The 26255-nt window shown below is 52.5% G+C and carries 20 protein-coding genes and 2 tRNA genes; 4 read left to right on the top strand and 18 right to left on the bottom strand.

Features of this window, described 5'->3' with window-relative positions; all coding sequences use genetic code 11:
- Positions 1–51: 51 nt before the first annotated feature.
- The 11 genes from deaD to AOY24_RS14990 all read right to left on the bottom strand — a co-directional run bounded on the left by deaD (position 52) and on the right by AOY24_RS14990 (position 12427).
- The gene (deaD, locus tag AOY24_RS15035) at positions 52–1932 is read right to left on the bottom strand and encodes an ATP-dependent RNA helicase DeaD (RefSeq protein WP_054176898.1); all 1881 of its coding nucleotides are present in this window, start codon (positions 1930–1932) and stop codon (positions 52–54) included.
- Positions 1925–2005, bottom strand: coding sequence for a protein YrbN (yrbN, locus tag AOY24_RS24980; protein ID WP_010723222.1), 81 nt, complete (start codon positions 2003–2005; stop codon positions 1925–1927). The genes deaD and yrbN overlap by 8 nt, the downstream gene beginning before the upstream one ends.
- A 105-nt stretch (positions 2006–2110) precedes the next feature.
- A complete protein-coding gene (nlpI, locus tag AOY24_RS15030; protein WP_042998280.1) occupies positions 2111–2995 on the bottom strand; it encodes a lipoprotein NlpI in 885 nt (294 codons plus the stop codon).
- Positions 2996–3104: 109 nt separating this feature from the next.
- The gene (pnp, locus tag AOY24_RS15025) at positions 3105–5240 is read right to left on the bottom strand and encodes a polyribonucleotide nucleotidyltransferase (RefSeq protein ID WP_042998281.1); all 2136 of its coding nucleotides are present in this window, start codon (positions 5238–5240) and stop codon (positions 3105–3107) included.
- A gap of 245 nt (positions 5241–5485) precedes the next feature.
- On the bottom strand, positions 5486–5755 hold the full coding sequence (rpsO, locus tag AOY24_RS15020) for a 30S ribosomal protein S15 (protein ID WP_000059465.1): 270 nt from the start codon (positions 5753–5755) through the stop codon (positions 5486–5488).
- A gap of 149 nt (positions 5756–5904) precedes the next feature.
- Entirely contained in the window at positions 5905–6849 is a 945-nt protein-coding gene (truB, locus tag AOY24_RS15015) for a tRNA pseudouridine(55) synthase TruB (RefSeq protein ID WP_054176897.1), read from the bottom strand.
- Positions 6849–7250, bottom strand: coding sequence for a 30S ribosome-binding factor RbfA (rbfA, locus tag AOY24_RS15010; protein WP_042998283.1), 402 nt, complete (start codon positions 7248–7250; stop codon positions 6849–6851). Before rbfA ends, truB begins: the two co-directional genes overlap by 1 nt.
- A gap of 210 nt (positions 7251–7460) precedes the next feature.
- On the bottom strand, positions 7461–10151 hold the full coding sequence (gene infB / locus AOY24_RS15005) for a translation initiation factor IF-2 (RefSeq protein ID WP_042998284.1): 2691 nt from the start codon (positions 10149–10151) through the stop codon (positions 7461–7463).
- 24 nt (positions 10152–10175) lie between these two features.
- Complete coding sequence (gene nusA / locus AOY24_RS15000) at positions 10176–11663, bottom strand: transcription termination factor NusA (protein WP_054176896.1); 1488 nt, start codon at positions 11661–11663, stop codon at positions 10176–10178.
- Between the two features lie 27 nt (positions 11664–11690).
- Positions 11691–12143: a ribosome maturation factor RimP gene (gene rimP / locus AOY24_RS14995; protein WP_043001756.1), complete on the bottom strand. Its 453-nt coding sequence runs from the start codon at positions 12141–12143 to the stop codon at positions 11691–11693.
- A 207-nt stretch (positions 12144–12350) separates the two neighbouring features.
- Positions 12351–12427, bottom strand: a tRNA-Met gene (locus tag AOY24_RS14990).
- A gap of 298 nt (positions 12428–12725) precedes the next feature.
- Between AOY24_RS14990 and argG the strand changes: the two genes are divergently transcribed.
- Positions 12726–14069 (top strand): argininosuccinate synthase, encoded by a 1344-nt coding sequence (gene argG, locus AOY24_RS14985; protein WP_044255923.1) that lies wholly within the window; start codon positions 12726–12728, stop codon positions 14067–14069.
- Positions 14070–14454: 385 nt separating this feature from the next.
- The gene (locus AOY24_RS14980) at positions 14455–17622 is read left to right on the top strand and encodes an autotransporter outer membrane beta-barrel domain-containing protein (protein ID WP_161804589.1); all 3168 of its coding nucleotides are present in this window, start codon (positions 14455–14457) and stop codon (positions 17620–17622) included.
- Positions 17623–17932: 310 nt separating this feature from the next.
- On the opposite strand, the gene AOY24_RS14975 is transcribed toward AOY24_RS14980, so the two are convergent.
- The 6 genes from AOY24_RS14975 to rlmE all read right to left on the bottom strand — a co-directional run bounded on the left by AOY24_RS14975 (position 17933) and on the right by rlmE (position 23517).
- Positions 17933–18019 (bottom strand) — tRNA-Leu (locus AOY24_RS14975).
- 9 nt (positions 18020–18028) lie between these two features.
- On the bottom strand, positions 18029–18361 hold the full coding sequence (gene secG / locus AOY24_RS14970; protein WP_042998286.1) for a preprotein translocase subunit SecG: 333 nt from the start codon (positions 18359–18361) through the stop codon (positions 18029–18031).
- 228 nt (positions 18362–18589) lie between these two features.
- The gene (gene glmM, locus AOY24_RS14965) at positions 18590–19927 is read right to left on the bottom strand and encodes a phosphoglucosamine mutase (protein ID WP_042998287.1); all 1338 of its coding nucleotides are present in this window, start codon (positions 19925–19927) and stop codon (positions 18590–18592) included.
- Complete coding sequence (gene folP, locus AOY24_RS14960) at positions 19920–20768, bottom strand: dihydropteroate synthase (RefSeq protein WP_042998288.1); 849 nt, start codon at positions 20766–20768, stop codon at positions 19920–19922. Before folP ends, glmM begins: the two co-directional genes overlap by 8 nt.
- A gap of 88 nt (positions 20769–20856) precedes the next feature.
- On the bottom strand, positions 20857–22788 hold the full coding sequence (gene ftsH, locus AOY24_RS14955) for an ATP-dependent zinc metalloprotease FtsH (RefSeq protein WP_044255934.1): 1932 nt from the start codon (positions 22786–22788) through the stop codon (positions 20857–20859).
- 99 nt (positions 22789–22887) lie between these two features.
- A complete protein-coding gene (rlmE, locus tag AOY24_RS14950; protein ID WP_042291855.1) occupies positions 22888–23517 on the bottom strand; it encodes a 23S rRNA (uridine(2552)-2'-O)-methyltransferase RlmE in 630 nt (209 codons plus the stop codon).
- Between the two features lie 126 nt (positions 23518–23643).
- On the opposite strand from rlmE, the gene yhbY reads away from it, so the two are divergent.
- The gene (yhbY, locus tag AOY24_RS14945) at positions 23644–23937 is read left to right on the top strand and encodes a ribosome assembly RNA-binding protein YhbY (protein WP_041686369.1); all 294 of its coding nucleotides are present in this window, start codon (positions 23644–23646) and stop codon (positions 23935–23937) included.
- Between the two features lie 145 nt (positions 23938–24082).
- Here the strand turns inward: yhbY and greA are convergent, their stop codons facing one another.
- Positions 24083–24559: a transcription elongation factor GreA gene (greA, locus tag AOY24_RS14940; protein WP_042998290.1), complete on the bottom strand. Its 477-nt coding sequence runs from the start codon at positions 24557–24559 to the stop codon at positions 24083–24085.
- Positions 24560–24805: 246 nt separating this feature from the next.
- On the opposite strand from greA, the gene dacB reads away from it, so the two are divergent.
- Complete coding sequence (gene dacB / locus AOY24_RS14935) at positions 24806–26239, top strand: serine-type D-Ala-D-Ala carboxypeptidase (protein ID WP_044263639.1); 1434 nt, start codon at positions 24806–24808, stop codon at positions 26237–26239.
- Positions 26240–26255: the final 16 nt, after the last annotated feature.

Genomic DNA, 26255 nt, shown 5'->3' with positions numbered 1-26255 from the left:
GATAGTTTTACCGGGGCTGTATCTATTACTTTACGTCAGTAAGCAAGATGTTTACGCGTCACGACGACGGCTGGAGCCTTCTTCACGACGTGGTGCACGGCTACCTTCGCGACGTTCGCCGCTGAAACGACGCCCATCACCACGACCACCTTCACGACGCTCACCGCCGAAGCCACGACCACCTTCACGACGCTCGCCACCAAAGCAGCTACGACCACCGCCACGACGTTCAGTGTGCGGCTGTGCATCGCCCAGCAGCTGCATGTTCATCGGCTTGTTCAGGATGCGAGTGCGCGTAAAGTGCTGCAGGACTTCACCCGGCATACCTTTCGGCAGTTCGATGGTGGAGTGCGAAGCGAACAGCTTGATGTTACCAATGTAACGGCTGCTGATGTCGCCTTCGTTTGCAATCGCGCCAACGATATGACGAACTTCAACGCCATCATCACGGCCCACTTCAATGCGGTACAGCTGCATATCGCCAACGTCACGACGTTCACGACGCGGACGGTCTTCACGGTCGCCACGCGGGCCACGATCGTTACGGTCACGCGGACCACGATCGTCACGGTCGCGGAACTCACGCTTCGGACGCATCGGCGCATCTGGCGGCAGAATCAGCGGACGTTCGCCCTGCGCCATCTTAAGCAGAGCGGCAGCCAGAGTTTCGATATCCAGCTCTTCGTCTTCCGCCGTCGGCTGCAGTTTCGCCAGCAGCGCACGGTACTGATCCAGATCGCTGCTTTCCAGCTGCTGCTGTACTTTAGCCGCAAATTTTTCCAGACGACGTTTGCCCAACAGTTCAGCGTTCGGCAGTTCAACTTCCGGAATGGTCAGCTTCATCGTGCGTTCAATGTTACGCAGCAGACGACGCTCGCGGTTCTCAACGAACAGCAGCGCACGGCCTGCACGGCCCGCACGACCGGTACGACCGATACGGTGAACGTAAGACTCGGAATCCATTGGGATATCGTAGTTTACGACCAGGCTGATACGCTCAACGTCCAGGCCACGGGCCGCAACGTCGGTTGCAATCAGGATATCCAGACGACCGTCTTTCAGACGTTCCAGGGTCTGCTCACGCAGCGCCTGGTTCATGTCGCCGTTCAGCGCGGCGCTGTTATAGCCGCTACGCTCCAGCGCTTCAGCCACTTCCAGAGTCGCGTTTTTGGTACGAACGAAGATAATCGCCGCATCAAAATCTTCCGCTTCCAGGAAACGCACCAGCGCTTCGTTTTTACGCATGCCCCAGACAGTCCAGTAACTCTGGCTGATGTCCGGACGGGTAGTGACGCTGGACTGAATGCGCACTTCCTGCGGCTCTTTCATGAAGCGGCGGGTAATGCGACGAATCGCTTCCGGCATGGTGGCAGAGAACAGAGCGGTCTGATGACCTTCCGGGATCTGCGCCATGATGGTTTCAACGTCTTCGATGAAGCCCATACGCAGCATTTCATCGGCTTCGTCCAGTACCAGACCGCTCAGACGAGACAGATCCAGGGTACCGCGTTTTAAGTGATCAAGCAGACGACCCGGCGTACCGACGACGATCTGCGGCCCTTGACGCAGGGCGCGTAACTGCACGTCATAACGCTGGCCGCCGTACAGGGCAACCACGTTCACGCCGCGCATGTGTTTAGAGAAATCCGTCATCGCTTCGGCTACCTGAACCGCCAGTTCGCGGGTCGGTGCCAGCACCAGAATCTGAGGTGCCTTCAGCTCAGGATCAAGATTGTTGAGCAGCGGTAAAGAGAACGCTGCCGTTTTGCCGCTACCGGTCTGGGCCATACCCAGAACATCGCGACCGCCCAGCAGATGCGGAATGCACTCTGCCTGGATTGGAGATGGTTTTTCGTAACCCAGATCGTTAAGGGCTTCAAGGATAGGAGCCTTCAGGCCCAGATCTGCAAAAGTGGTTTCGAATTCAGCCATGTAGTACGTGTGCCTCAAAATTAATGGCGGCCAGTCTACATAACTCATCATGAAATTGATCTGCAATTTTCATTGAAAAGTGTGAACCGGCTCAAAGTAGGTGTATTAACGAACAACAACGCCCTCACCCGCGAAGGTGATGGCAATCAAAAAGATTACGGGCTGATGTGTACGTCAGCTATTGCTGGTCCGATTCTGCCAGGTCATCTTGGTCCTGGCCCAGGAGCGATAATTCCAACAATGCATATCGGTGCTCAACAAAGTTATGAACGTTGTTAGCCACCGCCAGTTTGAACAATGCCGTAGCGTTGTCCAAATCCCCCAGACTTAGGTAGTACTTACCTAAATAGAAGTTGGTTTCACTGAGATGCTCAGCGAGCGAGGTGTTATCCGTTGCGTCCGCCTTGAGCCTATCCATCAGCGTTGCTTCGCTAATGTTGCCCAGGTAGAACTCGACAATGTTCCATCCCCATTGTTCTTTATCCGATTTCTCGAAGCGCTGTTTCAGCGCGACTTTTGCCTGCTTCTCATCGAGCTTCTGCTCGGCGAGATAAAGCCACAGGCTGCGGAAAGGATCATTGGGATCGTCTTGATAAAACGCCAGCAGATCATCTTGCGCTAACTTGTCGCGACCGCCGTAATACAATGCGATACCGCGATTTAAGTGCGCGTAGTTGTAAGTTGGATCAAGCTCAAGTACAGAATCAAACGCTTCATAGGCAGCATCAAAATTGCCTGCCTGCGTTAAATAAATGCCTAAGTAATTGAATACTTCAGGCATATCAGGTCGGATTGCCAGCGCTTGTGAAAAATCATTTCGCGCCAATGCCCTCAGACCGAGACTATCATACAACACTCCGCGCTCATATAAAAGCTGTGCGCGTTCGTCATCGGTTAAAGCCCGACTGGCAAGAATTTGTTCCATGCGTGCCAGAATCACTTCCTGCTGCAAAGTCGGTTGCAATGGTACTGCGAGGACTTCACTCTTACGCCAGGTGGAGTTACTGCATCCAGCCAGCGTGAGTGCTGTTGCCACGAAACACCAGCGCAAAAAAGGCTTCATTTCCCACTCCCGAAGACAACGATTAATTGAACGTCCTGTTCCCCGGTTGCTAACAAGGCGTCCTGCCAGGTTAAAAGCCCTCCGCAACGGCGGAGGGCAAATGGCAACCTTACTCGCCCTGTTCGCTTACCGGAGCTTCCGGTGCGGCGGCAGGCTGAGATTGTTCAGTTGCTTCTTTAATGCTCAGACGTACACGGCCCTGGCGGTCAACTTCCAGAACTTTAACCGGTACTTCCTGGCCCATCTGCAGGTAATCGGTCACTTTCTCAACGCGCTTATCTGCGATCTGCGAGATGTGTACCAGGCCTTCTTTACCGCCGCCGATGGCAACGAACGCACCAAAGTCAACGATACGGGTCACTTTACCGTTGTAGATACGGCCCACTTCGATTTCTGCGGTGATCTCTTCGATACGGCGAATTGCGTATTTCGCTTTTTCACCGTCGGTTGCTGCGATTTTCACGGTACCGTCATCTTCGATTTCGATGGTGGTGCCAGTCTCTTCGGTCAGCGCACGGATCACAGAACCGCCTTTACCGATCACATCTTTGATTTTGTCCGGGCTGATCTTAATGGTGTGGATACGCGGTGCAAACTGAGAAATGTCGCCGCGTGGCGCGTTAATCGCCTGTTCCATCACGCCCAGGATATGCAGACGCGCACCTTTAGCCTGGTTCAGAGCAACCTGCATGATCTCTTTGGTGATACCTTCAATTTTGATATCCATCTGCAGCGCAGAGATACCGTCGCGGGAGCCCGCAACTTTGAAGTCCATATCGCCCAGGTGATCTTCGTCGCCCAGGATGTCAGACAGAACAACGTAGTTGTCGCCTTCTTTCACCAGACCCATCGCGATACCCGCAACGGCCGCTTTGATCGGCACGCCTGCGTCCATCAGCGCCAGAGAGGCACCACACACGGAAGCCATGGAAGAAGAACCGTTGGATTCGGTGATTTCAGAAACCACACGCACGGTGTACGGGAATTTATCCAGATCCGGCATCACTGCCAGCACGCCGCGCTTCGCCAGACGACCGTGACCAATTTCACGACGCTTCGGAGAACCGACCATGCCGGTTTCGCCGACGCAGTACGGAGGGAAGTTGTAGTGGAACAGGAAGTTGTCAGTACGCTCGCCCATCAGTTCGTCGAGGCTCTGCGCATCACGGGTGGTACCCAGGGTTGCGGTAACCAGCGCCTGAGTTTCGCCACGGGTGAACAATGCGGAACCGTGGGTACGTGGCAGTACGCCAGTACGCACGTCCAGACCACGGATCATGTCTTTTTCGCGGCCATCAATACGCGGTTCGCCGGCCAGTACACGGCTACGCACCACGTTTTTCTCGATTGCGTGCAGGATTTCACCCAGTTCGTTAGCGTCCAGGGACTCATCTTCTGCAACCAGCGTTGCGATGGTTTCTGACTTGATCACGTCAACCTGAGCATAACGCTCTTGTTTGTCGGTGATACGGTAAGCGTCGCTCAGGCGAGATTCTGCCAGGGCTGCAACGCGCGCGTTCAGCGCTTCGTTCACCGCTTCCGGCTGCCAGTCCCAACGTGGTTTACCGGCTTCTTTCACCAGTTCGTTGATTTCTTTGATAACCACCTGCTGCTGTTCGTGACCAAACACGACAGCACCCAGCATCTGGTCTTCGCTCAGCAGTTCTGCTTCGGATTCAACCATCAGTACGGCGGCTTCCGTACCGGCAACGACCAGATCCAGTTTGCTCTCTTTCAGCTCGTCCTGAGTCGGGTTCAGTACGTACTGGTCATTGATATAACCCACACGTGCCGCACCGATTGGGCCGTTGAACGGAATACCAGACAGAGACAGTGCAGCAGAGGCACCGATCATCGCGACGATATCCGGGTTAACCTGCGGGTTAACGGAAACGACGGTTGCGATAACCTGAACTTCGTTCACGAAACCTTCCGGGAACAGCGGACGAACCGGGCGGTCAATCAGACGCGCGATCAGGGTTTCGCCTTCGCTTGGACGGCCTTCACGACGGAAGAAGCTACCTGGGATGCGGCCAGCAGCGTAGGTACGCTCCTGATAGTTAACGGTCAGCGGGAAGAAGTCCTGGCCCGGCTTCGCTTTTTTCTGGCCGACAACGGTCACGAATACCGCCGTGTCATCCATGCTAACCATAACAGCGGCAGTGGCCTGACGGGCCATCATGCCGGTTTCCAGCGTAACGGTATGCTGACCGTACTGGAATTTACGAACGATCGGATTAAGCAAAATAATATCCTTTCCAATTTTTTGGCGACACAGACTGAATCGCCGTTAATACCCGATCTTCTGCGCATCCTCGCGACTAATGACAACCCTAACCCATACGAAATTGGGTAAAGCCTCTCATTAGCCGCGCGAACCTCTGCAACGGAAGATCATTCATAGCAACAATACAATAGTTTCCAGTGAATTGCTGCCATCTGCTTGAAAAAAGGGGCCATGAAGGCCCCCTTTTACGAAACTCGCAAGAATTAGCGACGCAGACCCAGACGCTCGATCAGCGCGGTGTAGCGTGCAACATCTTTACGTTTCAGGTAGTCGAGCAGTTTACGACGCTGAGAAACCATGCGCAGCAGACCACGACGGCTGTGGTGATCTTTTTTGTGCTCTGCAAAGTGGCCCTGCAGGTGGTTAATCTGTGCAGTCAACAGTGCAACCTGAACATCGGTAGAACCGGTGTCGTTTGCATCACGACCAAACTCAGAAACGATTTTAGCTGTAGCTTCAGTACTTAGAGACATTTTAAAACTCCAAAGTATTAAGTATGAAAGGACGCCGATCTCTAATTCAGCGTTCCCAGTGTACGCCAGGTGAACTGTTAAAAAATTCACGCGACGTTAAGCGGCAGTATTCTACTCGTAGCGCCTTCTTATCGCAAGACGAACCCGTGCTACGCCGGATACTCCACCACTAATCGGCGAGGCGCCACGCGACCTTCGTCGTCGATCTCGCCCATACCGATAAATTTACCGTCATCACCTTCCGTGACACGGACTAACCCTTCCTGCGGGGCGCCGTTCGTGCGAACCGGGTTACCGTTTTTGAAGTAAACCGATGATGTTAGCGGCAAATTAACGACAGGGTAGTCCGATGCCGGACTGTCCATCGGCATCAACAGCGGATCAAGCAACTGTGCTGCCGGGATCCCCTGTTGCTCCGCCTGTTCGACCATTTCACGCAGACGCTCCAGCGTGACCATACGATCCACCGGATATTTGCTGACCGTCAGACGACGCAGGAAGATCACATGCGCGCCACATCCCAGCTTCTCACCCAGATCGTCAATAATAGTACGAATATAAGTGCCTTTCGAACAGTGCACTTCCAGCTCCAGTTCATCCCCTTCATGACGGATAAACAACAGCTCGTAAACGGTAATCGGTCGGGCTTCACGCGGCACTTCAATGCCCTGACGCGCGTATTCGTACAGTTTTTTACCCTGATACTTCAGCGCCGAATACATCGATGGCACCTGCTCGATATCACCGCGGAACGCGTCCAGCGCGGCCGCCAGTTGCTCGGGGGTGAAGGCGACCGGGCGCTCCTGTACGATTTGCCCATCGGCATCGGACGTGTCTGTACGCTGTCCCAGACGGGCAATCACCCGATAACGCTTGTCAGAATCCAGCAGATATTGCGAAAACTTGGTCGCTTCCCCGAGGCAAATCGGCAGCATGCCGGTCGCTAACGGATCCAGCGCCCCGGTATGCCCGGCGCGATTGGCGTTATAAATGCGTTTAACTTTTTGCAGTACGTCATTGCTGGACATGCCCTGCGGCTTATCCAGCAGCAGGACACCGTGAATGTCGCGACCACGACGACGAGGACGACTCATTAGTCCTCCTTGCTGTCGTCCGGGTTTACACGACGTTCTTCGTCATGTTTAACCACGTTGGTCACCAGGTTGGACATGCGCATCCCTTCCACCAGCGAATTATCGTAGAAGAAGGTCAGTTCCGGCACGATACGCAGTCGCATCGCTTTACCCAGTAGGCTACGGATGAAGCCGGACGCTTCCTGTAACGCTTTGATGCCTGCCTTGATAGCGTCTTCATCTTTGTCATTCAGGAAGGTGACATACACTTTGGCATACGCCAGATCGCGAGACATTTCGACACCGGAAACGGTGGTCATCATGCCCAGACGCGGGTCTTTAATTTCGCGCTGCAGGATGATTGCGATCTCTTTTTGCATCTCCTGTCCCACGCGCTGCGGGCGACCAAATTCTTTCGCCATAATAAATTCTCCAGACAAAAAAGGGGCCCTAAGCCCCTTTTAAAAATTATTGCCGGGTGGCGCTTCGCTTCCCCGGCCTACGCAAAACCATCTTCTAAGTATTTTGGGTTGCAACAAGGCAACAAGGGCGTGAATCCCCGGAGCATATAACTATGTGACCGGGGTGAACGCTCGTAGCCAACGCAGTGGCGGCCCAAAAGACGACGAAGATTATGCGATGGTACGTTGAATCTCGATGATCTCGAACACTTCGATCATATCGCCAACGCGAACGTCGTTGTAGTTCTTCACGCCGATACCACATTCCATACCGTTACGGACTTCGTTAACGTCATCTTTGAAGCGGCGCAGGGATTCCAGCTCGCCTTCGTAGATAACCACGTTGTCACGCAGGACGCGGATTGGGTTGTGACGTTTGATCGTCCCTTCGGTAACCATACAGCCCGCGATGGCACCAAATTTCGGTGATTTGAACACATCACGAACTTCAGCCAGACCGATGATCTGCTGTTTCAGTTCCGGAGACAGCATACCGCTCATCGCCGCTTTCACTTCATCGATCAGGTTATAGATGACGGAGTAGTAGCGCAGATCCAGGCTTTCGGATTCAATCACTTTACGCGCAGAGGCATCCGCACGAACGTTGAAGCCAACCAGAATCGCGTTGGACGCTGCGGCCAGGGTTGCGTCGGTTTCGGTGATACCACCGACACCAGAACCGATGATCTTCACTTTCACTTCGTCGGTAGACAGTTTCAGCAAGGAGTCGGAGATCGCTTCCACAGAACCCTGAACGTCGGCCTTCAGCACGATGTTCACTTCGTGAACTTCGCCTTCGGTCATGTTGGCGAACATGTTCTCGAGTTTAGATTTCTGCTGACGTGCCAGTTTCACTTCACGGAATTTGCCCTGACGATACAGTGCAACTTCACGTGCTTTCTTCTCGTCACGTACCACGGTCACTTCGTCACCGGCTGCCGGAACACCGGACAGACCCAGGATTTCCACCGGAATGGACGGACCTGCTTCCAGAACTTCCTGACCCAGTTCGTTACGCATCGCACGAACGCGACCGTATTCGAAGCCGCACAGTACGATATCGCCTTTATGCAGCGTACCTTCGCGCACCAGTACGGTAGCAACCGGACCACGACCTTTATCCAGGAAGGATTCGATAACCGCACCGCTCGCCATCCCTTTACGGACCGCTTTCAGTTCGAGAACTTCGGCCTGCAGCAGGATCGCATCCAGCAGTTCGTCGATACCAGTACCTGCTTTTGCAGAAACGTGGACGAACTGGCTCTCACCGCCCCACTCTTCCGGCAGAATGCCATACTGGGACAGTTCGTTTTTAACGCGATCCGGATCGGCTTCCGGCTTATCGATTTTGTTTACTGCAACCACAACCGGCACACCCGCCGCTTTCGCGTGCTGGATAGCTTCGATGGTCTGCGGCATCACGCCGTCGTCTGCTGCAACAACCAGAACCACGATATCCGTTGCCTGTGCACCACGAGCACGCATGGAGGTAAACGCGGCGTGGCCCGGGGTGTCCAGGAAGGTGATCATACCGTTGTCGGTTTCAACGTGGTAAGCACCGATGTGCTGGGTAATACCGCCCGCTTCGCCAGAGGCCACTTTCGTTGAACGAATGTAGTCCAGCAGAGACGTTTTACCGTGGTCAACGTGACCCATGATGGTCACCACCGGTGCGCGCGGTTCAGCCGCAGCACCCGTATCACGGTCGCTCATTACGGCTTCTTCCAGCTCGTTCTCACGACGCAGGATAACTTTGTGGCCCATTTCCTCGGCAACCAGCTGTGCGGTTTCCTGGTCGATCACCTGGTTGATGGTCGCCATTGCACCCAGCTTCATCATCGCTTTGATGACCTGAGAGCCTTTAACCGCCATCTTGTTCGCCAGATCGCCAACGGTGATGGTTTCGCCAATCACAACGTCACGGTTAACAGCCTGCGCTGGCTTCTGGAAGCCCTGCTGCAGTGCGGAACCTTTACGCTGTTTGCCGCCTTTACCACCGCGAACCGCGGCACGCGCTTCTTCACGGTCGGCTTTGGATTCAGCGTGTTTGTTGCCTTTCTTCGCCGGACGCGCCGCTTTCGTGTTGCGGCCACGGCCACGACCGCCTTCCACTTCACGATCGTTTTCGTCTTCGGCCTGGCGAGCGTGCTGAGAAGTGGTGACATGATAATCGCTCTTATCTTCTTCCACTTTTTCCTGCTCAGCCCACACGCCTGCATTCTCTTCCGCCATACGGCGAGCTTCTTCCGCTACGCGGCGCGCTTCTTCTTCAAGCTTGCGGCGTGCTTCTTCTTCCGCTTTACGCTTCAGCTCTGCAGCTTCATTCTCACGGCGGGCTTTCTCGGCCTGGGCGGTTTTGGTCATATCGTCAGTCTGTTGATTGCTCACTTTGTCTTTTTCCGCAGCTTCGCGTTTCGCTTTATCAGCGGCGTCACGCTTAGCTTGTTCTGCGGCCTCACGGTCAGCTTTTTGTTGCGCCTCGCGTTTGGCCATTTCTTCTGCCTCACGACGGGCCTGCTCTTCCGCTTCACGCTGCGCTTGCTCTTCCGCGGCAAGGCGTTCGGCCTCTTGCGGATCACGTTTCACAAAGGTGCGCTTCTTGCGGACTTCGATTTGTACCGATTTGCTTTTTCCACCGGTACCTGGAATGTTCAGGGTGCTACGCGTTTTACGCTGCAGCGTCAGCTTATCCGGGCCAGAACCATTTTCACGGTTCAGGTGCGCCAGTAAAGTCTGTTTTTCTTGTGCGGACACAGAGTCATCAGCAGACTTCGGGATACCGGCATCAGCAAATTGCTGTACCAGGCGATCCACGGAGGTCTGTATCTCTGCGGCCAGCGTTTTTACGGTTACATCTGTCATGCTGTTCCTTCCTGCTACAGTTTATTACGCTTCGTCGCCGAACCAGCAAATATTACGGGCAGCCATAATCAGCTCACCGGCTTTTTCGTCGGTCAACCCTTCGATATCAGCCAGATCATCAATGCCCTGTTCGGCGAGATCTTCCAGCGTACAAACACCACGGGCAGCCAGTTTGAAGGCCATATCGCGATCTAATCCATCCAGATTCAGCAGATCGTCAGCCGGCTTGTTATCACCGAGGCTTTCTTCCTGGGCCAGTGCCAGAGTGGTCAGTGCGTTTTTAGCACGCTCGCGCAGTGCTTCAACGGTCGGCTCATCAAGGCCATCGATTTCCAGCAGTTCTTTCATTGGCACGTAGGCCAGTTCTTCCAGAGTGGCAAACCCTTCTTCAACCAGAACAGTGGCGAACTCTTCATCAATATCGAGATATTTGGTGAAGGTATCGATCGCGGCATGTGCTTCAGCCTGATGTTTAGCCTGGAGGTCATCAACGGTCATCACGTTGAGTTCCCAACCGCTTAATTGCGAAGCCAGGCGGACGTTCTGACCATTACGTCCAATTGCTTGCGCCAGGTTACCGGCTTCAACGGCGATATCCATGGTGTGTTTATCTTCATCCACCACGATAGACGCAACGTCAGCCGGTGCCATAGCGTTAATCACGAACTGCGCCGGGTTATCATCCCACAGGACGATATCGATGCGCTCGCCGCCCAGCTCGGTCGAAACCGCCTGAACGCGTGCGCCACGCATACCAACACACGCGCCGACCGGGTCGATACGCTTGTCGTTGGTTTTCACCGCGATTTTCGCACGGGAACCCGGATCGCGAGCTGCGGCCTTAATTTCAATCACTTCTTCGCCAATTTCCGGCACTTCAATGCGGAACAGTTCAATCAGCATTTCCGGCTTGGAACGGGTCACGAACAGTTGCGCGCCGCGTGCTTCCGGGCGAACAGAGTAAAGAACGCCACGAATACGGTCGCCAGGGCGGAAGTTTTCACGCGGCAGCATGTCTTCGCGCAGGATCACCGCTTCAGCATTGCTGCCCAGATCCAAAGAGATATTATCGCGGTTCACTTTCTTCACCACGCCGGTGATGATTTCACCTTCGTGTTCACGGAACTGATCAACAACCATCGCGCGTTCAGCTTCACGAACCTTCTGTACGATAACCTGTTTTGCGGTCTGGGTAGTGATACGGTCAAAGGTCACAGATTCAATCTGATCTTCAACGTAATCGCCCAGGTTCAGGCTTTCGTCTTCAAAACGTGCGGCTTCCAGCGTGATTTCTTTCGTCGGCTGGGTCACTTCTTCAACAATCACCCAACGACGGAAAGTGTCAAAATCACCGCTTTTACGATCGATTTCTACGCGAACGTCAATCTCTTGTTCATATTTTTTCTTTGTCGCTGTAGCCAGCGCACTTTCCAACGCTTCAAAAATTTTCTCGCGTGGCAGCGCCTTTTCATTGGATACGGCTTCAACAACAGCCAAAATTTCTTTGTTCATCGCGGGCTTTTCACCTCATCCAGACTGTTAAAAGTGGGGAACCAGGTTCGCCTTCTGGATATTACTCAGCGCGAACACTTCATCTTTTCCTTCGACTGTGACGGTGATCATTTCACCATCTACCGCTTTGATAACGCCCTGCCATTTACGGCGGTTCTGTACCGCCATGCGGAGTACCAGCGAAACTTCTTCACCCAGGAAACGCACATAGTGTTCAGCAGTGAACATTGGGCGGTCGAGACCCGGTGAGGAGACTTCCAGGTTGTAAGCCACAGTAATAGGATCTTCAACGTCCAGAACTGCGCTCACCTGGTGGCTCACATCAGCACAATCATCAACATTGATGCCATCTTCACTATCAATATAGATGCGCAGTGTGGATGTGCGACCGCGAATAAATTCGATGCCGACCAGTTCGTAACCTAAGGCCTCAACTGGCGCTGTAATCATCTCTGTTAATTTTTGCTCTAATGTGGACAAGCCCACCCCCAAGACATAAAAAAAGGGCCTAAAGCCCAGTTATTCTGTAGTCAGATAACAAAAAACCCCGATAAATCGGGGCTTTAGATAACTGAACCCTATAACCGCAACTGCGGTCTGGAGAACCTTCCGAAAGAATTTTTTTCAAATCCAGCTACGAAGGCCATGGTCTTCACAGTATATTTGAAAAAGAACTCTAAGGGAAAGTGGTTGCGGGGGCCGGATTTGAACCGACGACCTTCGGGTTATGAGCCCGACGAGCTACCAGGCTGCTCCACCCCGCGCCTGAAACGTGGCAAATTTTACTCGTTTTGGGTAAAAGATGCAAATACTGCTGGGATTTGGTACCGAGGACGGGACGTAAAATCTGCGCGTATTATATTGATTACCCCCCCATTGTGTCAACCTTGTTAACGACATAACCTGACATGCCGTCATCAGCGTAATTTACGGAAATAAACACGAAACTCTTCCTGTCTCCGTAAAAAGATGATTAAATGAAAACTCATTTATTTTGCATAAACATGCACTGAGAGCAGAAAGCCGATCTCACCATCAGTCTATCAAGCAGGGTTTTATTTTATGACGACGATTCTCAAGCATCTTCCGGTAGGTCAACGTATTGGTATCGCTTTTTCCGGCGGCCTGGACACCAGCGCGGCACTACTGTGGATGCGACAAAAAGGGGCTGTCCCATATGCATATACTGCGAACCTGGGTCAGCCAGACGAGGAGGACTATGATGAGATCCCTCGTCGTGCAATGGAATACGGTGCAGAGAACGCTCGACTGATCGACTGCCGTAAACAACTGGTTGCTGAAGGTATCGCCGCGATTCAGTGTGGGGCATTCCATAACACCACTGGCGGGCTCACCTATTTCAATACTACGCCGCTGGGTCGTGCTGTCACCGGCACTATGCTGGTTGCAGCGATGAAAGAAGACGGCGTCAATATCTGGGGCGACGGCAGTACCTATAAAGGAAACGACATCGAGCGTTTCTATCGCTATGGCCTGCTGACCAACGCTGAACTACAGATCTACAAACCGTGGCTGGATACGGACTTTATCGATGAACTGGGCGGTCGTCATGAGATGTCTGAGTTTATGATCGCCTGCGGTTTCGACTACAAAATGTCCGTCGAAAAGGCCTACTCCACGGACTCCAACATGCTCGGCGCGACGCACGAAGCCAAAGACCTCGAGTTTCTGAACTCAAGCGTTAAGATCGTCAACCCAATCATGGGCGTGAAGTTCTGGGATGAGAACGTGAAGATCGCCGCGGAAGAAGTCACCATTCGCTTCGAACAGGGTCATCCGGTCGCGCTGAATGGTAAGACCTTCAGTGACGATGTGGAAATGATGCTGGAAGCGAACCGCATCGGCGGGCGTCACGGACTGGGAATGAGTGACCAGATTGAAAACCGTATTATTGAAGCCAAAAGCCGCGGTATTTACGAAGCCCCTGGGATGGCGCTGCTGCATATCGCCTATGAGCGTCTGCTGACTGGTATCCACAACGAAGACACCATTGAGCAGTACCACGCCCACGGCCGTCAGTTAGGTCGCCTGCTCTATCAGGGTCGTTGGTTCGACTCTCAGGCGCTGATGTTGCGTGATAGTCTGCAGCGTTGGGTCGCCAGCCAGATTACCGGTGAAGTGACGCTGGAACTGCGTCGCGGCAACGACTATTCGATCCTCAATACCGTGTCCGACAACCTGACCTACAAGCCAGAGCGTCTGACAATGGAGAAAGGTGACTCCGTGTTCTCACCGGACGATCGTATTGGGCAGTTGACCATGCGTAACCTGGACATCACCGATACCCGGGAGAAGCTGTTCGGCTATGCACAGTCAGGGCTGCTTTCTGCCTCTTCGGCTACTGGTTTGCCCCAGGTTGAAAACCTGGAAAACAAAGCGAAGTAACGATTTGATAATTAAATGAAGGCCGCGAAAGCGGCCTTTTTTATCTATGCCAGATAAGTGCAATCCCATGGAGCATAACTTATTAATGATATCTGCTGGATATAGTAGAGGATTTCTACACATCAGAATGTAACAGCAAAAAAGCACTCCTGGGATTATTGATAATAATATTATTCTATTCCCAATTGAGCGAATTTTTATTTATTTATCCTGTATTTCATTCACCTCGTAACTAATGAAAATTGTTCTTCAACGCTGATTTTCGGATTTTTATATTTGCACTCAAAAAGTCATCCTCGATATTCTTTTCATAAACGATGAAGATTAAACCAATTTGGTAATTATCTGAATCAATTGTTAATGAAGAAGCAAAAGGATGTTGCTTATGTATAGTTATAATGAAAATAATTGTCTGAAAATAAAAATGCTTACTATAACGATCATGATGGCGTTAGCACCGTGGAAGGCTATCGCGGTCAACGATGGTACCGTTATGGCTGGCGCGAACCAGACAATAACCTTAACGCCAGGTGGACAATATACGAATACCGCCTCCACTGTTGTTCTGGACGCTTACCGCACCGGAGGTATCATCAGCGGTAACAACGTGGAGATTTATGCTGACCGTACGCTTTATGGTGCGACATATACGCTTTTGAGAGCATATGGAGGTGGGGAAATTCGATTGTCGAATTCGACAGCCAGTCTGACTTCAACCACACAGTCAGGCTCTTATCACGATCGGCTTTTTTTGGCTCAGGATGCTGGAAGTCTATTAAATATTGCCAATACATCACTATGGAGTTATGCCTATCTTGGCGAAGTAAGTAATGGTGCATCTGCGGTTATCAGCAACAGTACAGTCTCCACTGGGCGAGGCGTGAAGGTTACTGGCACCGGCTCGCACCTGGATATAAACAATGATTCTGATATCACCATTCGTGGAGATAGCTACGGTTTAGATGATACAGGAATTAAGGTCACCGGCGGCGCCACGCTGAATATTGAGAACAGTCGGATTACTGTTCTGGATAACGGGGATGATTCAAGCTCATCATTACCGCCGAATCCGGCAGCCATTACCGTCTCGAATGCTCTGGCCCCGAGCGATCTTGCAACCAGAGCCACATTAAATAACCTCTCGATTGAAACAAGAGGTTATCAGTCAAATGCCGTGACTGTCACTCACGGAAATGTCTCCGCAGCGATGAACAATCTCACTATTGTCACACGCGGTCTGGGATCACATGGACTTTATATTGATGCAACTGCAAATGTTGCCTCTTCACTCTCCAATTCTTCCATTGAGACGTTTGGTTACTCCGGCGTAGGGGCGCAAGTCATAGATAATACAGAGTTGACACTGGATAACATCGATATCACATCTCACGGATACCGCTCAACCGGGATTATCGCTGCCCAGAGGGGGAGTGGTTTACCCCAGACAACAATCCTGACCGCCACAGACATCGATATTACCATGAATGGTAAAGACAGTATCGGTGTGGAAAATACCCGGTCTAAAACCTACCTGAATGATATTCGACTCACGCTTAGAGGTGATAACTCTACGGCCGTCAGTGTTGGTGCGTATATTTATGAGGCCACAGCCCATATTGACAGCCTGACAGCACAAGTTTCAGGCAATAACTCGACGGGGATGTTTCTCGGCGGAAGCCCGGATATCAGATTCAATCAGAACAGCATAAACATGACAGGTAATAATAGTCATGGTTTGCTGGTCGGCTACCAGACAATAAGCTCCAGCAGCGCGTTACCGATGGTTGATAGCCATATTGAAACCCGGGATGGCTACGCAGTGCGAACGATTAATACCGACCTTAATCTTGATTTAACCCGCTCGACGCTGACGGGACGTAGCGGCGGAGAGGCTGGTACAGCGATCAGTGTCGAAGACAACGGCGCGTACCATTCCGGTGTGGTGAACGTCGCTGCCAACGACAATTCGCACATTTTTGGTGATGCGGTTTCGCGTTCTGCTAATGCCACGGCGCTGAATATCGCCCTGAATGGTTCATCAACAATGACCGGTCGTATTGTTCGCGGATACAGTATGGCGCTGGATGAGACCAGCCGCTGGAATGTGACAGGGGATTCCGACATTACGAGCCTGACGAATACAGGCACAGTGGCATTTACTCCACCTGGGGAGAACGGCGTCTTCAAAACCATTACTGTCGGAAATTATCTGGGTGGCGGTACGTTAATCATGAATACTGCGCTGGGCGATGATAGCTCAGCAACCGACAAACTGGTCGTGACAGGTGATACTGCCGGAACCACCAGACTGTATGTAAACAATTTCCATGGGTCCGGCACCACAACGGTAGATGGTATAGAAGTGATAAGCGTGGGCGGGCAATCAGATGGCCTGTTTACGCTTGAAAATCGCGCTCTGGCCGGGGCATACGAATATTTCCTGCATCAGGATGAGGGTGACTGGTATTTGCGCTCTGCACTGGCTCCAGAACCAGAGCCAGAGGACCCTGTGGAACCGGAAATACCGGTCAACGATCCTGAAGAACCAGAATCACCAGAAATACCGGGCAATGACACGCCAGTTGCACCTTCATCGCCCGCTGCGGAAACCGAGCAGAAACCGCAAATTTATCGCCCGGAAGCCGGGGCCTATCTCGCCAACATGGCAGCGGCAAATCGTCTTTTCAGCCATACCCTGAAAGATCGTGAAGGTCGGGCACAAGATTCCAGTATATGGTTACGGCAACAGGCGTTCCGTAGTAAATCACAAGACGGCAGCGGTCAGTTGCAGATGCGCGGAAACAGCTATGTCATTCAGGGAGGCGGTGAACTGTGGAGTGGTCAATTCAGCGAACAGGATAGACTCGGTGTAGGCATCATGGCGGGTTATGGCTACAGCCGCGGGAATACGCAATCCACAAAAACACATTATGACGCCAAAAATAGCCTCCATGGCTACAGCGTGGGCACTTACGCCACCTGGTATCAAAATTCAGAGTCCCGCAACGGCCTGTATATCGATAGCTGGTTGCAATACAGTGCGTTTCGCGCATCGGTGAATGGCGATGGAGTGGCGAGCGAAAGTTATAACATCAGTGGTCTGAGCGGTTCACTGGAGAGTGGCTATCGTCAACCGCTGCACCAGAGCGCTAATGGCTCGCTTTTCATCACCCCGCAGGCACAGGTCATCTGGAGTGGCATTAAAGCCGATCCTCATCAGGAAGTGAACGGTACGCGAGTTGACGGTAGCGCCGGCACCCAAACACGTCTTGGTCTGAATCTTTCGTACGACACGCTGAATGCGCAAACCAGGGGTAAGCAGTTTACCGTTTACGGTGAGGTCAATTGGCTGCACAACACCCGGAATGTCAATGCCACGCTGGACAACGTCAGGGTTGAACAAGCTGGAAGTCGCAATGTCGGGGAAGTGAAACTGGGTCTTGAGGGTCAGGTGACGGACACCCTCACTCTCTGGACAAACCTTGCACATCAGGTTGGAACGAAGAGCTACAGTGATACCTCGGCAAATATCGGTATTAAGTACCATTTTTGAGTCGATGATAACGCACTGAAGCGACCGTATTCTGGAAACAGTCTCAGTCCGCACAGAGAAGCCGTATCGATGTTCTCCTGACTGACTTTTCAGGGTACGGTTATCAAATAACTCCAACCTAATCGACAATATCTGCCCGGGCTAGTCCCGGGTTCTTTTTATCCGCATCCTGATGCGCCAGCCAGCAGTAAGATCGCCGTGGATGCATTCTGGGTTATCAAAGGAGCGGGTAAAAATGAGGAAGGACATCAGCATTACGCAGGCTTCAGATACGACAATGGACGTCTATTGACGTCCATTGCTTGAATATTGGTACCGAGGACGGGACTTGAACCCGTAAGCCCTATTGGGCACTACCACCTCAAGGTAGCGTGTCTACCAATTCCACCACCTCGGCACAGAAATCTTACTGTGGGATATCGCTGGTCGGCTTAGCCGGAGCAGTTGGCTGAGGCTGTTCAGTTTTCGCCGGCGCGCTCAGATTTTCCCACTCACTTCCTTTATTGGTTTTGTTGCTGTTGATATTGCCCAGCACCAGACTGATGATAAAGAACAACGTCGCCAGCACAGCCGTCATACGGGTCATGAAGTTACCAGAACCACTTGAACCAAACAGCGTAGCGGAAGCGCCTGCTCCGAAGGAGGCTCCCATATCAGCGCCTTTACCTTGCTGCAGCATGATCAAGCCCACAAGGGCAATTGCCACAATAAGGAAAACTACCAAAAGAGCTTCGTACATAATCAACCTGTTCCTTGCGGAGTTGCCGCATACCAATTGCTTCTAACCAATAAAGCGGGATATTTTACTGTTTCCCACTGAAGCGGGTGTGAATACTAACCAAAGCGAATGACCTTCGCAAGGGCAATTTTAGTGCATTGTATCAACTGCGGAAAAAAACAGCAAAAGCCGGGTTTCCCTTTAATAAAAAGGCAGCAAATGCCGCCTTTTTATGCAGTTAAGTCTGTATTACACCGCTTTAACCGCATCCGCAATGCGATGGGCAAACTCGGTCACCTGGGCTTCATCTTCGCCTTCAACCATCACGCGGATTAACGGCTCAGTGCCCGATTTACGCAGCAATACACGTCCACGACTTCCCAGCGCAGATTCTACGTCCGCAGTCACGGCTTTCACCGTATCATTTTCCAGCGGATCGCCGCTACCGGCGGTGTAACGCACATTTACCAGGATCTGCGGGAACATTTTCATGCCGCTGCAGAGATCGTGAAGGCTCATGTGGTTACGCACCATCGCCGCTACTACCTGCAAACCGGCAACAATGCCGTCACCGGTGGTGGTTTTATCCAGCAGAATGACGTGACCAGAGTTTTCCGCCCCGATACGCCAGCCTTTTTCCTGCATTTTTTCCAGCACGTAGCGGTCACCGACTTTCGCACGGGTAAACGGAATGCCGAGTTGCTTGAGCGCCAGTTCCAGCCCCATATTGCTCATCAGCGTCCCGACCGCGCCACCGCGCAGTTGTCCCTGACGCAGGGCTTCACGGGCGATGATATACATGATCTGATCGCCATCGACTTTATTGCCTTCATGGTCAACCATGATCACGCGGTCACCGTCGCCATCCAGCGCGATACCCAGATCGGCTTTTTCCGCGAGCACGCGGGCCTGCAAGGCACGCACATCGGTGGCACCGACTTCTTCGTTAATATTCACGCCATTGGGCTCACAGCCAATGGTAATCACTTTCGCACCCAGTTCACGCAGCACGTTAGGCGCAATGTGGTAGGTTGCCCCGTTAGCGCAATCCACCACAATTTTAAGTTCGTTCAGGCTTAACTCGTTCGGAAAGGTGCCTTTGCAAAATTCAATGTAGCGCCCTGCTGCATCAACGATGCGGCTGGCTTTACCGAGCTCAGCGGAGTCCACACAGGTGATCTCTTTTTCCATCTCCGCTTCAATGGCTTCTTCGACGGCGTCGGGTAGTTTGGTACCGTCGATGGAGAAGAATTTAATACCGTTGTCATAGAACGGGTTATGCGATGCGGAGATCACAATCCCGGCTTCGGCGCGGAAAGTACGCGTCAGGTAAGCAACTGCAGGCGTCGGCATTGGGCCCGTAAACGAGGCGGACAACCCTGCTGCCGCCAGACCCGCTTCAAGTGCTGACTCCAGCATGTAACCGGAAATACGGGTATCTTTGCCGATGATGATTTTACGCGAGCCGTGGCGCGCCAGGACTTTACCGGCCGCCCAGCCCAACTTCAGTACAAAATCAGGCGTAATCGGCGCATCGCCCACACGGCCCCGGATCCCATCAGTGCCAAAATATTTACGGTTACTCATAGCGTTTGTTTTCCTTTGCGGACAATGTGGCTTCCACCACACGCATCGCTTCTACGGTTTCTTTGACGTCATGGACACGAATGATCTGCGCCCCCTGCATAGCAGCAATGACCGCACAGGCAAGGCTACCGCTCAGACGCTCTGATGGGCCCACATTGAGCAGTTGGCCCACCATCGATTTACGTGACATTCCCACCAGCAGCGGCAGGTTAAAATGGTGAAATTCAGCCAGTCGCGCCAGTAATGTATAGTTATGGGAGAGATTTTTACCGAAACCGAATCCCGGGTCGAGCAACAATTTCTCTTTTGCGATGCCTGCCCTTTCACAACGTGCTATTTGCTCAATAAAGTAGCGATTTACCTCCGCAAACACGTCCTCATATTTGGGCGCTTCCTGCATGGTCTTCGGCTGTCCCTGCATATGCATCAGACAAACCGGTAAACCGGTTTCTGCCGCCGCCTCCAGCGCGCCGGGTTCAGAGAGCGAGCGAATATCGTTAATGATGTGAGCACCGACTCTTGCCGATTCGCGGATCACTTCAGGCTTTGAGGTATCAACAGAAATCCAGACTTCAAAACGTTGGGCAATCGCCTCAACCACCGGGATAACACGCGCCAGTTCCTCTTCCACACTCACATCCGCCGCACCGGGGCGCGTAGACTCACCGCCGACATCAATGATAGTCGCCCCGGCATTAATCATCAGATTGGCATGTTTCACTGCCTCAATCAGCGTGTTGTGCGTTCCACCATCCGAGAAAGAGTCTGGCGTGACGTTAAGGATCCCCATCACATGAGGATGGCTGAGATCCAGTGAAGTGCCCTGGGCATAGAGTTTCATGGTGTTATCCCTGGTATAAATTGATAAGAAAAAACCCCGGAGCAAGCCCCAGGGTTTTCAATTAAACGCAGTCATCAACAACGGTAACTTATTTGTCGCCTAACTGCTCTGACATGGTATTACCTGGGTTCGGCGTGCGCGGTTCATCAACCGGGCGCGGCGCACGAGGCGTGCCATTGTTGTCAGAATTGTTAGAGCCCGGTTCTTCCCAGCCAGCTGGCGGGCGAACATCGCGGCGAGCCATCAGGTCATCAATCTGCGGCGCATCGATGGTCTCATATTTCATGAGCGCATCTTTCATGGCGTGCAGGATGTCCATGTTGTCATTCAGGAGCTGGCGCGCACGATTGTAGTTACGCTCAATCAGTGCTTTCACTTCCTGGTCGATGATACGCGCGGTTTCATCGGACATATGTTTCGCTTTTGCAACGCTACGACCGAGGAATACTTCGCCCTCTTCTTCCGCATACAGCAGCGGACCGAGTTTGTCGGAGAAGCCCCACTGGGTCACCATGTTACGCGCCAGGTTAGTGGCCACTTTAATGTCGTTCGACGCACCGGTAGAAACATGTTCAACACCGTAGATGATCTCTTCTGCCAGACGACCGCCGTACAGCGTGGAAATCTGACTTTCCAGCTTCTGGCGGCTGGCGCTGATCGCGTCGCCTTCAGGCAGGAAGAAGGTCACACCCAGCGCACGACCGCGCGGGATAATCGTCACTTTATGCACCGGATCGTGTTCCGGTACCAGGCGACCAATAATCGCATGGCCTGCTTCGTGGTACGCGGTTGATTCTTTCTGCGCTTCCGTCATCACCATGGAGCGACGTTCCGCACCCATCATGATTTTGTCTTTCGCTTTCTCGAACTCAACCATCGACACGACGCGCTTGTTGCCACGAGCAGCAAACAGTGCCGCTTCGTTCACCAGGTTCGCCAGGTCCGCACCGGAGAAGCCCGGCGTACCACGGGCAATGATTGCCGCGTCGATATCCGGCGCCAGCGGTACGCGACGCATATGTACTTTCAGGATTTGTTCACGACCACGCACATCCGGCAAGCCGACCACAACCTGACGGTCGAAACGGCCAGGACGCAGCAGTGCTGGGTCAAGAACGTCCGGCCGGTTAGTGGCTGCAATAACGATGATGCCTTCGTTACCTTCGAAACCATCCATCTCAACCAGCATCTGGTTCAGAGTCTGTTCACGTTCATCGTGACCGCCACCCAGACCTGCGCCACGCTGGCGACCTACGGCATCGATTTCATCGATGAAGATAATGCACGGTGCTGCTTTCTTGGCCTGTTCGAACATGTCACGCACACGAGATGCACCAACACCGACGAACATTTCCACGAAGTCAGAACCTGAAATCGTAAAGAATGGAACCTTCGCTTCACCTGCAATGGCTTTCGCCAGCAAGGTTTTACCGGTACCCGGAGGACCGACCATCAGGACGCCTTTCGGGATTTTACCGCCCAGTTTCTGGAAGCGGCTCGGCTCGCGCAGGTATTCAACCAGTTCCGCTACCTCTTCTTTCGCTTCGTCACAACCTGCGACGTCGGCAAACGTGGTTTTGATCTGATCTTCCGTCAGCATGCGCGCTTTGCTCTTACCGAACGACATGGCACCTTTGCCACCGCCGCCCTGCATCTGACGCATAAAGAAGATCCAGACGCCGATCAACAGCAGCATTGGGAACCAGGAAATGAAGATGGAAGCCAACAGGCTCGGTTCTTCTGGTGGTTCACCCACAACCTTGACGTTCTTAGTCAGCAGGTTATCAAGCAGCTTCGGATCGCTTACCGGAATGTAGGTCGTGTAACGGTTACTATCTTTCTTGGTAACGTTGATCTCACGTCCGTTGATACGTGCTTCACGAACCTGGTCATTGTTGACCTCTTGCAGGAAGGTAGAGTAATCCACCTTACGGCCATTAGACTCGCTGGGCCCAAAGCTCTGGAATACTGACATCAGCACAACGGCAATGACCAGCCAGAGTATTAGGTTTTTCGCCATGTCACTCAAGGGATTAACCTCTTATTACAACTGTGTTAAAAACAGCGTCAGGATACTCTATATCCAGCGTCTTTCAAACTTTCGTCTGAAATCGACCAGTTATGGTTTACGCCCGGTCGCTACAATATACACTTCACGCGAACGTGCGCGAGAAGAGTCCGGTTTACGAACTTTCACCTTCGTAAACAGGGAGCGAATTTCCCTTAGGTACTCATCGAAACCTTCGCCCTGGAACACCTTCACTACAAAACTGCCACCCGGCGCTAGCACATCACGACACATTTCTAACGCCAGTTCCACCAGATACATGGCACGGGGGATATCCACCGCTGGTGTTCCGCTCATGTTTGGTGCCATATCTGACATGACAACCTGGACTTTACTGTCACCCACGCGTTCCAGCAGCGCTTTCATGACAAGTTCATCACGAAAATCGCCCTGAAGAAAGTCCACACCAACGATAGGATCCATAGGTAAAAGATCACAAGCGATGATACGGCCTTTGCCGCCAATCTGCGAGACCACATACTGTGACCAGCCTCCTGGCGCAGCACCGAGATCGACTACCGTCATCCCCGGCTTAAAAAGTTTGTCACTTTGCTGTATTTCATCAAGTTTAAACCAGGCACGGGAACGCAACCCCTTTTTCTGTGCCTCTTGAACATATTTATCGCTAAAGTGTTCCTGAAGCCAGCGACTCGAGCTGGCAGAACGCTTCTTACCTGTCATTTAACTTTCCCATCGGGGCAGAACATCGTTGCCATACGGCGTAAATTTCCACGCACTATTTGGCGATATATGGGAGATGGCGGTAGAATGACCCGTTTTCAATCCCAACGTAAGCAAAAATATACGATGAATCTGAGTACTAAACAAAAACAGCACCTGAAAGGTCTGGCGCATCCGCTCAAGCCGGTCGTTATGCTTGGCAATAATGGTTTGACCGAAGGGGTACTGGCCGAGATTGAACAAGCGTTAGAGCACCATGAACTCATCAAGGTGAAAGTCGCGTCTGAAGATCGCGAAACAAAAACCTTGATCGTGGACGCTATCGTGCGCGAAACCGGCGCCTGTAATGTACAGGTCATCGGTAAAATGCTGGTGCTTTATCGCCCGAGTAAAGAACGCAAAATCTCGCTGCCACGCTAAGAATATCCTAAAGTCGAACACAAAACCTGTGTAAAACGAGGGATTTCCCGCAAGCAGGAGAGCAAAATGCCACGCTCTCTTCGTTGATAAAAGGCCGCTATGCGGCCTTTTTCCTTTCTTTACAATACATCAACATCTTGAGCACTTACAGGTATTCTACCTTAGTGATTTCATATTCGACTTCGCCGCCTGGCGTTTTGATCACCACGACGTCATCCTGTTCTTTGCCAATCAGGCCGCGTGCAATCGGCGAATTGACGGAAATCAGGTTCTGTTTGAAGTCCGCTTCGTCATCGCCCACGATACGCCAGGTCTGCTCTTCGTCATTATCAAGGTTCAGAACGGTGACCGTCGCGCCAAAGACAACGCGACCGTTATTCGGCATTTTGGTGACATCGATGACCTGAGCATTCGACAACTTCGCTTCGATGTCTTTGATACGACCTTCACAGAACCCCTGCTGTTCACGCGCCGCATGATATTCCGCATTCTCTTTCAGATCGCCATGCTCACGCGCTTCGGCAATAGAGGCGATAATTTCAGGGCGGCGCACAGATTTCAGAAAATCCAGCTCTTCGCGTAATTTTTCTGCACCACGTAAGGTCATCGGAATCGCTTGCATTTGTTATACCTCTTGAACATTCCTGTAGGGGGCGATTGCTGTGCCCCGGCTGTTAAGCCTGCCCCGGTATGGCGTCATACCCGGACCAGAAGCAAAAAAATACCGACCCGGACGCAAGGTCCAGGTCAGCTACAATTCTTAATTTGATACTCATTTTACCCTGGAGTTCCCTATGGGTCATCGTTTACTTTCCAGGGCATTGCGCCGTAGTATGTCGGCTTGTTTCCAGGTTGTTAGCGCGAGATTATGCGATTTTCCAGATTTATCATCGGATTGACCACCAGTGTAGCGTTCAGCGTCCAGGCCGCGAACGTTGACGAGTACATCAACCAGCTCCCTGCCGGAGCCAACCTTGCCCTCATGGTCCAGAAGGTCGGCGCCCCGACTCCCGCAATTGATTATCATAGTCAGCAAATGGCACTTCCTGCCAGTACGCAGAAAGTGATTACCGCGCTGGCGGCCTTAATTCAGCTTGGCCCTGACTTCCGCTTTACGACCACGCTGGAGACCAAAGGCAGCGTTGATGCGGGCGTTCTCAAAGGTGATTTAGTGGCGCGATTTGGTGCCGATCCGACGCTAAAAAGGCAGGATATTCGGAATATGGTGGCGAACCTGAAAAAAGCAGGCGTCACGCAAATCACCGGAAACGTCCTGATTGATACCTCTGTTTTTGCCAGTCACGATAAAGCACCGGGATGGCCCTGGAACGACATGACCCAGTGCTTCAGCGCGCCGCCTGCGGCCGCCATTGTCGATCGAAACTGCTTCTCGATTTCGCTCTACAGCGCGCAAAAAGCGAACGATTTGGCCTATATTCGCGTAGCATCTTACTACCCGGTCACCATGTTCAGCCAGGTTCGCACACTCCCACGCGGCTCTGCGGAGGCGCAATATTGTGAACTGGACGTGGTTCCGGGCGATTTAAACCGCTTCACATTGACCGGGTGTCTGCCGCAGCGTGCCGACCCTCTGCCGCTGGCATTTGCCATTCAGGACGGCGCCAGCTATGCCGGGGCGATCCTGAAAGATGAACTCAAACAGGCCGGTATCACCTACAGCGGAACCTTATTACGCCAGACACAGGTCAATGAGCCAGGCACCATTGTGGCCAGTAAGCAGTCTGCGCCGCTGCACGATCTGCTTAAGATTATGCTGAAAAAGTCGGACAACATGATTGCCGACACCGTCTTCCGAATGATTGGTCACGCACGGTTTAATGTACCGGGAACGTGGCGTGCGGGCTCCGATGCTGTGCGGCAGATCCTGCGTCAACAAGCCGGAGTCGATATTGGCAACACGATTATTGCCGATGGCTCCGGCCTGTCGCGCCATAACCTGATCGCCCCTGCCACCATGATGCAGGTTCTGCAATACATCGCGCAGCATGACAACGAGCTGAATTTCATCTCAATGCTGCCGCTGGCGGGCTATGACGGCTCTCTGCAGTACCGTGCGGGTCTGCATCAGGCGGGCGTCGATGGTAAGGTCTCAGCGAAAACGGGATCATTGCAAGGGGTGTACAACCTGGCGGGCTTTATTACCACCGCCAGCGGGCAACGGATGGCGTTTGTACAATATCTGTCGGGTTATGCGGTAGAACCTGCCGATCAACGTAACCGCCGCATTCCTCTGGTTCGCTTTGAAAGCCGATTGTACAAAGATATCTATCAGAATAACTGAGTCCGCAAAAACAAAA

The sequence above is a fragment of the Citrobacter sp. CtB7.12 genome (assembly GCF_001297795.1).
Taxonomy (GTDB): domain Bacteria; phylum Pseudomonadota; class Gammaproteobacteria; order Enterobacterales; family Enterobacteriaceae; genus Citrobacter_A; species Citrobacter_A amalonaticus.
Note: the sequence above shows the minus strand (reverse complement) of the source record. Positions and strands in the feature narration are given on the sequence as shown.

Excerpts from the sequence above, each read along its gene's own strand:
- truB (WP_054176897.1), bottom strand. The coding sequence starts at position 6,849 with ATGAGTCGTCCTCGTCGTCGTGGTCGCGACATTCACGGTGTCCTGCTG.
- deaD (WP_054176898.1), bottom strand. The coding sequence starts at position 1,932 with ATGGCTGAATTCGAAACCACTTTTGCAGATCTGGGCCTGAAGGCTCCT.
- yhbY (WP_041686369.1), top strand. The coding sequence starts at position 23,644 with ATGAATCTGAGTACTAAACAAAAACAGCACCTGAAAGGTCTGGCGCAT.
- argG (WP_044255923.1), top strand. The coding sequence starts at position 12,726 with ATGACGACGATTCTCAAGCATCTTCCGGTAGGTCAACGTATTGGTATC.
- rpsO (WP_000059465.1), bottom strand. The coding sequence starts at position 5,755 with ATGTCTCTAAGTACTGAAGCTACAGCTAAAATCGTTTCTGAGTTTGGT.
- ftsH (WP_044255934.1), bottom strand. The coding sequence starts at position 22,788 with ATGGCGAAAAACCTAATACTCTGGCTGGTCATTGCCGTTGTGCTGATG.
- folP (WP_042998288.1), bottom strand. The coding sequence starts at position 20,768 with ATGAAACTCTATGCCCAGGGCACTTCACTGGATCTCAGCCATCCTCAT.
- nusA (WP_054176896.1), bottom strand. The coding sequence starts at position 11,663 with ATGAACAAAGAAATTTTGGCTGTTGTTGAAGCCGTATCCAATGAAAAG.
- rbfA (WP_042998283.1), bottom strand. The coding sequence starts at position 7,250 with ATGGCGAAAGAATTTGGTCGCCCGCAGCGCGTGGGACAGGAGATGCAA.
- nlpI (WP_042998280.1), bottom strand. The coding sequence starts at position 2,995 with ATGAAGCCTTTTTTGCGCTGGTGTTTCGTGGCAACAGCACTCACGCTG.
- rlmE (WP_042291855.1), bottom strand. The coding sequence starts at position 23,517 with ATGACAGGTAAGAAGCGTTCTGCCAGCTCGAGTCGCTGGCTTCAGGAA.
- glmM (WP_042998287.1), bottom strand. The coding sequence starts at position 19,927 with ATGAGTAACCGTAAATATTTTGGCACTGATGGGATCCGGGGCCGTGTG.
- yrbN (WP_010723222.1), bottom strand. The coding sequence starts at position 2,005 with ATGAAAATTGCAGATCAATTTCATGATGAGTTATGTAGACTGGCCGCC.
- infB (WP_042998284.1), bottom strand. The coding sequence starts at position 10,151 with ATGACAGATGTAACCGTAAAAACGCTGGCCGCAGAGATACAGACCTCC.
- secG (WP_042998286.1), bottom strand. The coding sequence starts at position 18,361 with ATGTACGAAGCTCTTTTGGTAGTTTTCCTTATTGTGGCAATTGCCCTT.
- dacB (WP_044263639.1), top strand. The coding sequence starts at position 24,806 with ATGCGATTTTCCAGATTTATCATCGGATTGACCACCAGTGTAGCGTTC.
- greA (WP_042998290.1), bottom strand. The coding sequence starts at position 24,559 with ATGCAAGCGATTCCGATGACCTTACGTGGTGCAGAAAAATTACGCGAA.
- AOY24_RS14980 (WP_161804589.1), top strand. The coding sequence starts at position 14,455 with ATGTATAGTTATAATGAAAATAATTGTCTGAAAATAAAAATGCTTACT.